Source organism: Verrucomicrobiales bacterium (assembly GCA_016793885.1).
Classification (GTDB): domain Bacteria; phylum Verrucomicrobiota; class Verrucomicrobiia; order Limisphaerales; family UBA11320; genus UBA11320.
In genome coordinates this window covers 1-8,613 of the sequence record JAEUHE010000191.1, presented here as the reverse complement: position 1 = coordinate 8,613, position 8,613 = coordinate 1, and the positions used below count along the sequence as shown (strand labels likewise).

Genomic DNA, 8,613 nt, shown 5'->3' with positions numbered 1-8,613 from the left:
GCGCAAAGCCTTCCTCCAGCTGTTGTGGCATGTGGGCGCATCTCAAATCGACTGTGCTTCGTTGGTTGCCGAGAACATCGACTGGAACAAGAAAACCATCGGCTATCGCCGACGTAAAAACGGGATGCCCGCCACCTTGCGCTTCGGCGAGGAAGTGGCGTCGCTTCTCCGGACACTACCGAGCAGTGGGCCGCTCTTTCCGAACTGGTCCAAACTTCGCTCTGAGGAACGAGCCTCGAAATTCTATTCGAAATGCAAGGGCCTGGGGATCGCAGGGATAAGTCTCCACTCTTACAGATACGCTTGGGCCGAACGTGCCAAGTCTATTGGATACCCCGAACGGTACGCCCAGGAAGCCCTAGGTCATTCCAGTGCGGCTGTGCACCGGGCGTACGCAAAAGGCGCGAATGTGGAGTTGCCACCGTTAGAGGAATATCAAAGTGGCACTGATTCGCTTGCGCACCCTGTCTGAAGTAATTGCCTCTATAATTTTCATCCGCTTCAAACGGATGAATCCATGGATTTGTTCTAGTGTCCCATGAGTTCATCCTCATTGGGTTCGCACACCCATCTAGCAACCACGAAGCTCAACGCCATGCATAAATAGCCGAAGGTCCAAGGCCATGCCGGACTCCATACTAGATTCGTCTCCGTGCCACTGAAAGTATAGGAATGCATCAACCCCGTCATGGAGAAAACAGCTGCGATGCAACACCAGCCAGCAGCCGCATTGAACCGCCTCTCAATGAGGCAAACCGTCGTGCTCGCCAGGATCATTCCTGTGAACACGAAGCCTTGTTCGAGTGCAAAGGCCCCATGGATCCAGATATCACGATTTTGAAATTGTTCAATGATTGCACCTGCGGTGGCACCCGTGCTCGCCACCGCGAGAGCGGACTTTGCAATGAAGGCTCCCCATGCGGCTAGAGCAGGCAGAATGCCCATTACCACTGCCGGTGCATGAGTGTAAGGTGTAGCCTGGAATGCCTGAGCGGTGATGATCATCCCTATCCATATCAGGATCGCCATCCCAGCCTCGATCGGAACAGCCCAGGCGGCGTAACCAAGTAAACCACTCAATATGAGAAAGGTGAGGATTACACCGTTGAGCACCGAATAGCCCGCCCGAGATCCGAGCGCTTTCCATCCCGGGTGCCCAACATAGATGGTGGTTGGGAAGCAGGATCCGAATGCAGCCGCAGCAAGGGTTCCGAGTCCATTCACTGCCAATGATGGCGCGGTAGGGTAATCATCACCTGCAGCCTCGGCGGATTCGACGTTCTGTAGCGAACCAATTAGATTGAACAGGGCTATCGGAAGCACAACACCCAAATACTTCCAGCCGCCACTCGTGAAACCGTCGGAGATTTCTTGCAGGGTTGCGGAGGGCAAATGCAAGCCGGTCCAGCTTGGTGGACTACCAATTGGCGCGTAGCCGATGAACCAGGCAATGGTCGTGCCCAGCAGAACACTCAGCAGTCCTGCTGGGAGAGGACCCTTCAAACGCGATCGAGAGAAGTAGAGCAACATTACGATCCCCAGAGTGGGAAGTCCGACCTCAGGCCGTGCAAACGTCCGGAAGAGAAAACCGAGAGACACAAAGCTCAGGGCGATGCCTGCAAGAGCGGAAAGCAGAGCTGCACGTGGAATGAGTTTTCGAATTCGGTTACCGACAGCTGCCCCACAGAATTCAACCACTCCAGATCCGAAACATGCGAACAGTCCCACGTGCCATGCGACCTTGCCTGGATCTGCAGCACCTGCTCTTTCTGCCGCAAGCTTTGCTGGCAACATTACAAGGAATACAAAGCCAATCAGGGAGACAGTATTAATCCCGTAGGGAAGCGCGCAGACATCGTTACGACCATGTGTAATTGCTAGGCGCCTAGCCTGCCACCCGTAATACAAGTTCCCGACCAACAGTGAGACCGCTACTCCGGGGAGAATTACGTCGAAGATCAGATGATCGCTAAACCCTAGGACACCCTTGCATAGGACTACGATGAGCAGTATCTGAACGAGATTGTCGATCGCTAGGCCAAAGAAGCCATCGACGTCCCCACGAACGAACCACGGCGTTGAACGAATCGTGCTCACCTAGTGTTATAGTCTAGTCTCGATTGTCGGAACCTAGAGAAGGAGACGCTTCCGGAGATGGTAGGTAGGAGACCCACTTTTCCGTGAAAGCTTTCTCCATGTCCACCCCGAGCAGGTGAGCGGTCAGGAAGGCCATTCCGATAACATCGGCTAGTTCTTTTGCCACCATTTCTTTGGCCGCCTCTCTAGAGGTCCGTTTTTCCGGTCGGACCAGTTCGTCGTAGACCATCAAGGCTTGAGCGAGCTCGCCTATCTCCTCGTATAGCTTTGATTGAATATATGTCCTCGTGAGGGGAATCTTAAATTTCTTGGAATACGATTCCGCTACAATGACGATGGTCTCTTCTAAGGTCTTGATTTCCATTGTTAGATGACTATTTCACTTAATTGTACGGATTGATTTGCCGAGGTACTTTCGGAGGTGATTGCGTTTAAAGCGATAATTCCTCCAGATCTCTTGGATACTCATTTCCTTTAGATTCCCAAGGGACTCTACCTTATCTTGGGCATCATAGACAGGCCACGCGTATGTCTCACCGTTCGGATACGTGAGGATCGAATAACCCTCAGTGTCCGGAGTCCAGGTTGTCATGCGCAACGCTGGAGTCCATCCGAAGCTCTCTCGCATTCCCACCAGCTTATTGAACAGAGTCTCCGCCTCTTCCTCAGAAATGAATTCAGAATCCTCGAGGAAGAGCCCGTTCCCTTTTCTGATCGGCAAGATTAGCTTCAGCTTGCCTGCGCCTATCACATCTGCGATCTGACAAGTGAAGGGAATTGCGTCAACGATGCTCCTGAGCACAACTGCTGAGAGGGATAGGGGCAATCCAACTTCCTTGAATGCGCGGATCCCTGACATAATTTTGTCGTAATCACCCCGCGCCTTTCTTGTCACTGATCGAGGCCCCTCCAGTCCAACGTTCACGAAACTAACCTTCCCTACCAACTTTTCCGCCACGCGCTCCCCAGGAGTGGCATTAGTCGGGAGACCCACAATAAAGTCTTGGGAAAACATCGAAGCTATTTCCACAAAGTCCGCGCGAACAAGAGGTTCGCCTCCAGAGAGAAACACTCTTTGGATACCCTTGAGGTTCATTCTCATCTTATCCAGGTCAGCCATAGTTGGATCGTCCATCTGAGTGGTTTCGCTGCAGAATGCACAGTCAAAGTTGCACCGGCGGGTCACCTGTAGAATCACCGAGAGTGGCGTGTCAATTGCCTCAAGAGCCTTGTCTATGCTGAATCCCTGAAGGGAATCGAAACTATGCGTCTTCCCATCAAAGAATATGGACTCTGGTTTGGATTTAAGTGTGTTCATAGGGGATTTTTGATTGTCTTGGATACGAGATGTGACCGAAGTTGCTCGGATAGCTTGGCAGCAGACTCTTCGATCGAACTATACTCTTGTTCGTAAATGAACAGCGATGTTTTGGACGACAGGGCCTCTAATTTGGCGGCGCTCAAGAGTGTTTCTTGGAATGCAAAGGCGGAGGGGAAAACGGTGTTCATGTCCAAGTACCTCCGTCTCGAAGCCACCAACCGTTCCCAGGTCGGAAAAGTTACTCGGAAGAAAACCATGACATCCGCTTTCGGCAGCGTCAGATGGTCCAAACGCGCCATTCCAACTGTGAGATCGAAGTAAGGGTTCTGTCGAGAGATCAGCCAATCCATATCAGGCGCCTCGAGGTAGCGCGACATCAGAACGTCGTAGTAGGAATCGATCACCGCAACAGCCCCTGCGTTGGCACAAGCTTTGGCATCATAGAGCTTGGGAATCCGCATGGCTCGGAAGCAAGAGATGGCGGTAAAATTGCCGACATCGGATTGCATGCTTATGGCTTCAGGCCATTCTGCTTCCTCAGGCTCAGCCCAATACCGCCAGCCGTTCATAGCTGAAGTCCTTCGCAGAACGGAAGTCTTCCCGGCGGCGGGAATTCCAACCCCCGCGATGAGACATCCGCTTGGAACTGGTTTCATAATTTCCAAACCCTAGATGATCCTGCTGGGCACGGCTCATCAATCAGGACGCATGAGCAGCCCAGAGGTGATCATTCTACAGAGGTATACGGATCAGCCGTGCAGAATCTTACATAAAACCTACCTAAATCTCCCCGTGGATGTTGGTTTTTGACCGAGCTGCGGTCCTGCCGTCGCTCTCAATACTCTACTTTGAAGGTCGGGGAATCCTCCGTTCGCACGTGCCGTTTGTCATAGAGCCTTGTTGTTAAAATATTTGAGTGCCCAAGCCACACTTGCACGAGCGATGTCTGACCTGTGCTCCAGGGCATTGGTCGCCGCCGGTGGTGGATCGACGCCGTTTGGTGCTTTGACATACCTCTCAGGCTAAAACTCGCCGCTGACGAAGACACTCCCTGCGAGATTGTGAACTCCGTTCGACGCGCTGTGTCACCGATCCCCGTAAATGTTCAAACAGAAGTGGAAGGACGAGAATTTCCAGAAGCTGCAGCGGAGATGAGCACAGATCGAGGCTTGTCCCGACACGCAGGGTTCAATTTCATTCATTCAAGAATCGCAGGAATTGGATTGACATATGCAGATGCATTAGGAAGCGTGCCCTTGTGAAGGCTAACCAGGTCAGGTCACAAAGGGAGGATCAACCTCAACAGAGCGAACCACACCCCAGCGATCAAAGGCCCCCTAGATCAGCTCAGGCAAGAATACACCCCATCGTCATCTACCCATTTAGCCAGTCGAAGGACTACTCCAACCTTAAGGCACTCTATCAATTCATCACAGAACTAAATAAGGAACCCGCGAAGTATGCGAGGCCGATCACTGTCTTGAACCGTCAGACGTTTCACAATAACGCGAGATACAAATTCGATGCGGACTGGAACCGGGAGTTCGAGTCATTCTTACATGAAACAGTCGGGAAGTGTTCTGAAATCATCCATGCGTGGTGCGTTGATAGTTGCCAAATGTGGCTCGCTGGATTGGGTCATGCCTATGACCACCACTATTCAGGCGAAGATGTTTACTGGCTCATTCCTGGAGACTTTAACTACGCTACCTCAATCGGGAACGGAGTCCTGCAACAACTTAAGGAAATCCCCAACGCTGTCATGTATCGCAGCCAAGATTTCTGCGTGGGCGAGATCGAGGTGCGTGTACATAGCTCGAAACAATTGATCGACACCTACGGCACGTATGGCCTTCTTTACAACTGGTTTCCTCAGGAGGCTCAAAAAATCAGAGAGGTTACCGATAAGCCGAGAACCGAATTCTTTGCGATCAATCACCCATTCTTGCGAGAGGTACTACGACAGCGGTGCTACGCATATGAACAGACTATCGTTATTTTGCTGTATGCCGTGTTCGGAAAGAAACGAATCTCCAAGATCAAGCTCGGTCAAATATCCGATTTGGAGCAAGGGCGAGACACACTTGCTGCAGCAATGCAGCAAGTGGAACGCACCGAGCGGGTGCTTAAGCTTTTCTACCGCGAACGGTATGAGCAACAATCTGACTGGATCGAGACTTTTCGGAGACTTGATGCCCAATCGGCCCAAATCCGCGGGGCGGCTCTGGTAATTCTTCAAAACCTCCTAAGCTAGCTTGTAACTTGCCAACTTAAATGGCGCGAGGGTGGACAAATTATTTGGTGCGGTTTCTCACCGCCCTCTCCAAGTGAAATTCACAGAAGCAAAATGTTTTTCCCGTGAGCCTGATTTGCGCGAGAACCCCCAATACCCGTTCCGATCGCCGGTGATCCGTGGTACGGTGGGGGCGACAAATTGGTGTAGGAAACTACCCTTTTGCATGTCGTTATGTTCGGTGGAGGAGGAATATGGGCGAGAAAGAGACGGATTTGGGTAGCCAAAACGGTATACGAAATAGTTTGCGCTTGTCCAGCTGGTCAGCATGTGGTGAATTCACAAGCGGTGTCTCGCTGATCTCCACCTGGGGTCACTCCTCGGAACGTAAAAGAATTTTACGTTAAGGAGGCATCGATTTCAGAACAGGGGTAAAATCCAACAAAGGGACGAGAGGTCGTACGAGCTTGGGTTATGAGGCATTCCAAGCTAGCCCCGGGGTTTCCACCGGCCTGTGTCGTCGTCAAAGCTAGATGATCGTGGCAGTCCAGCCCCTTGCCATAACGCGTCGAAAGCAGGTTTCAGCAGCACGTCACAGTCCTGCGGGAATTCAGCCAAAAATATTTCGGGCAGCATCAGTGTTTCTCTATCGAAATTGGACTTCTCAAAAAAACTGCTTAGGTCGGATCGGCACAGCAGCTTATAGCCTTTTATTCCGTGGACGGTAATGGAGACTATGATCGGAGGTAGAACTTCAAGGATTTCTAAAATCTTCAGATTTGCCACGCAAGCGGCAAGAATTCCCTTTTCGAACGAGATACTTGGTAACTGCTTCCGCGCCTCGTGCTCACCGAAAAACAGTCCGCAGTCGACTGCTTCTAGCGCACCGGTTCTAAACAACTGCACATAGCCGAACGCAGCGGGTTGATCGGGGTTCTTTGATACTGCAAACACTCCATCGAAGTTAACGCGGCTTCGACGGGGGCCTGTGTTGAGGGCATGTAACTCTAAGGCACCGGACATTGGTTTGGCCAGATCCACAGATGCTCCGTGGTTGCTCGATGTCAACGGGATGAGATGTAGGATGATCCGAGGACCTGACAGGAGTCCAACCGGTGTTTCGTCAGCGAGAATCTTCAGCAAACGATTATTCCGAAACTTCTCAATCCGCTCGCGTTGGTTCTCTGAAAGAATGAATGCTGCCCGAATCTCGTCAACGTCGAGCTGAGCTTTACCGGCACTAGTGCGTGCGAAGAATCGCGACCAGTTTTTGAACCTCACCATGTGAGGGCCGGTCCAGCTTTTTGGGATCCTTATCAGGATGACAGAGTTTCCCTCGAGGACGTCGATACGTTTGATCTGAAACTGAAGTCTTGGAGCAAGTCCATCCCTCACCAGCCCTTCCATGCGGAGTATCTCCGATTCTAGGTTTTCACTAGATAGACCCTTTATGGCTTTGGCGACCCCGGTGGGCTTTCCGTCTCCGTCCTTTGCTTCTTCGATGCCATAAATCAAGTCCCCGCCAGCTGCATTCCCGAACGATGAAACATCAGCGAGGAACTCCCTCTTATCGTCGTCTGACCATTGGGGGAGAGTCTGCTTATATTCGAGCATCCGCCCCTCGGCGACAGAGTTTGTCACCAGGTCGAGAACATCGCTTGCTGAAATCAATGTGAATTCCTTAGCAATCACGATTGGACAAATAGAGAAACGAGGGCTACCGATCAAGAAATGTTCATCGTGACCAATTTGGTGATCGTACTTTCGCTATGGGGTAACGGCGGCCATTCGAGGGTCTATGCTACAAGTACAGTGGTTAGCGGCGGAACGTCCATGCTAGGCCTGACTAACTGAGCTGTCTCCTTGAAGAATGTTCCAAGCCATTGCCCTTCACGCATTTATCGTGGCCCTGGGGGATTATCGATCCATACGTTGCTGAGTTGCCGTCTCCATCCAGTCAGAATACTGCGAATCTCATTACCGAGATTAGCGTACGTCGGATGATTTGTATCCTTCGCGGAAGCGAGGTTTTTCAATTTTACATCTAAAGCACCTAACTTCTCAGCTCTCCAAGCATCCCACATAAAGTCTCCAGATGCGCAATCGATCCCTCTGAGCGCTATCATTCCATCGGAGAGCATTTCAAAAGCGTCGAACGGCTCTCTGCAAGCCTCGCACATTTCCTCAATAGTTTTATCAATTCTGGCTATCGCCGCGTTACCGAGCTTAACTTGCTCATCTAGGGCGGCGGCAACCGTTTCTTCAACTAGAACTTCAGCCTCATCTTCAGTAGCGATCGCGTCACTTGCTTGAACTCGCATTGTCGTCTCTTGGAATAGGTTTCGAATGCGACCTTGTCGAAGCCAATCCACAACGGAGTGACGCAACTGCTGCTCGAGTTTCGAAGCATCGTATTTTGCGTCGCTGACTTCCCCCACGACGACGAAGCCCTGTTGATGCTCCCGCACCGTGACAAACACAAGCATCCTTAAGGCCGACCCAAAACTGCTATATCCGGGTTTAGTATTACCGAAACTAATTTTCACGCTCTCCATAGGTTGGACGCTGATGATCGGAATGAATCATTGCGATCAAAAACTTCTGGACCCAGCCACCTCAGTGGTGTCCCGCAATTCACAGCGCCTGGATCATTCCCCAACCCTCTCAATACTCCACCTTAAACGTCGGGGAATCCTCCGCCCGCATGTGCCGCTTATCGTAAAGCCGCGTTGTGGAAATGCTCGAGTGCCCGAGCCACTCTTGCACCCGAGCGATATCGGATCCATGCTCCAGAGCATTTGTTGCCGCCGTCGCCCGCAAGGAATGCGGCCCCACTCCCTCAGCCAGAATCCCCAACTCTTTCGCATACCGCGCCACAACATCCCGATAAATGGACCCCGGCGAAATCCCGAGCGCCTTCTGGTTCAGACGATTCGAGATGACACGAAAAAGGGGACTATCC

9 protein-coding genes are annotated in these 8,613 nt (G+C 51.6%); 2 read left to right on the top strand and 7 right to left on the bottom strand.

Annotated features, from left to right (window positions below):
* Window positions 1-472 (top strand): tyrosine-type recombinase/integrase (locus JNN07_22000; protein ID MBL9170425.1); only part of this gene is annotated, 472 nt, incomplete at its 5' end.
* Window positions 473-528: 56 nt separating this feature from the next.
* Here JNN07_22000 and JNN07_21995 read toward each other — a convergent pair.
* The 4 genes from JNN07_21995 to JNN07_21980 are packed head-to-tail and all read right to left on the bottom strand — an operon-like array spanning window position 529 to window position 4,074.
* Window positions 529-2,097, bottom strand: a complete 1,569-nt coding sequence (locus JNN07_21995; GenBank protein MBL9170424.1) for an NCS2 family permease — start codon at window positions 2,095-2,097, stop codon at window positions 529-531.
* 13 nt (window positions 2,098-2,110) lie between these two features.
* Window positions 2,111-2,461, bottom strand: a complete 351-nt coding sequence (locus tag JNN07_21990; GenBank protein MBL9170423.1) for a hypothetical protein — start codon at window positions 2,459-2,461, stop codon at window positions 2,111-2,113.
* A gap of 15 nt (window positions 2,462-2,476) precedes the next feature.
* Window positions 2,477-3,415 (bottom strand): radical SAM protein, encoded by a 939-nt coding sequence (locus tag JNN07_21985; GenBank protein ID MBL9170422.1) that lies wholly within the window; start codon window positions 3,413-3,415, stop codon window positions 2,477-2,479.
* The gene (locus JNN07_21980) at window positions 3,412-4,074 is read right to left on the bottom strand and encodes a hypothetical protein (GenBank protein MBL9170421.1); all 663 of its coding nucleotides are present in this window, start codon (window positions 4,072-4,074) and stop codon (window positions 3,412-3,414) included. Before JNN07_21980 ends, JNN07_21985 begins: the two co-directional genes overlap by 4 nt.
* Window positions 4,075-4,898: 824 nt before the next feature.
* On the opposite strand from JNN07_21980, the gene JNN07_21975 reads away from it, so the two are divergent.
* Entirely contained in the window at window positions 4,899-5,672 is a 774-nt protein-coding gene (locus JNN07_21975; GenBank protein ID MBL9170420.1) for a hypothetical protein, read from the top strand.
* Between the two features lie 468 nt (window positions 5,673-6,140).
* On the opposite strand, the gene JNN07_21970 is transcribed toward JNN07_21975, so the two are convergent.
* From JNN07_21970 to JNN07_21960, 3 genes are all read right to left on the bottom strand, one after another.
* Window positions 6,141-7,343, bottom strand: coding sequence for an ATP-binding protein (locus JNN07_21970; GenBank protein ID MBL9170419.1), 1,203 nt, complete (start codon window positions 7,341-7,343; stop codon window positions 6,141-6,143).
* Between the two features lie 206 nt (window positions 7,344-7,549).
* A complete protein-coding gene (locus JNN07_21965; GenBank protein ID MBL9170418.1) occupies window positions 7,550-8,206 on the bottom strand; it encodes a hypothetical protein in 657 nt (218 codons plus the stop codon).
* Window positions 8,207-8,315: 109 nt separating this feature from the next.
* On the bottom strand, window positions 8,316-8,613 hold a 298-nt coding region (locus JNN07_21960; protein ID MBL9170417.1), incomplete at its 5' end, for a tyrosine-type recombinase/integrase.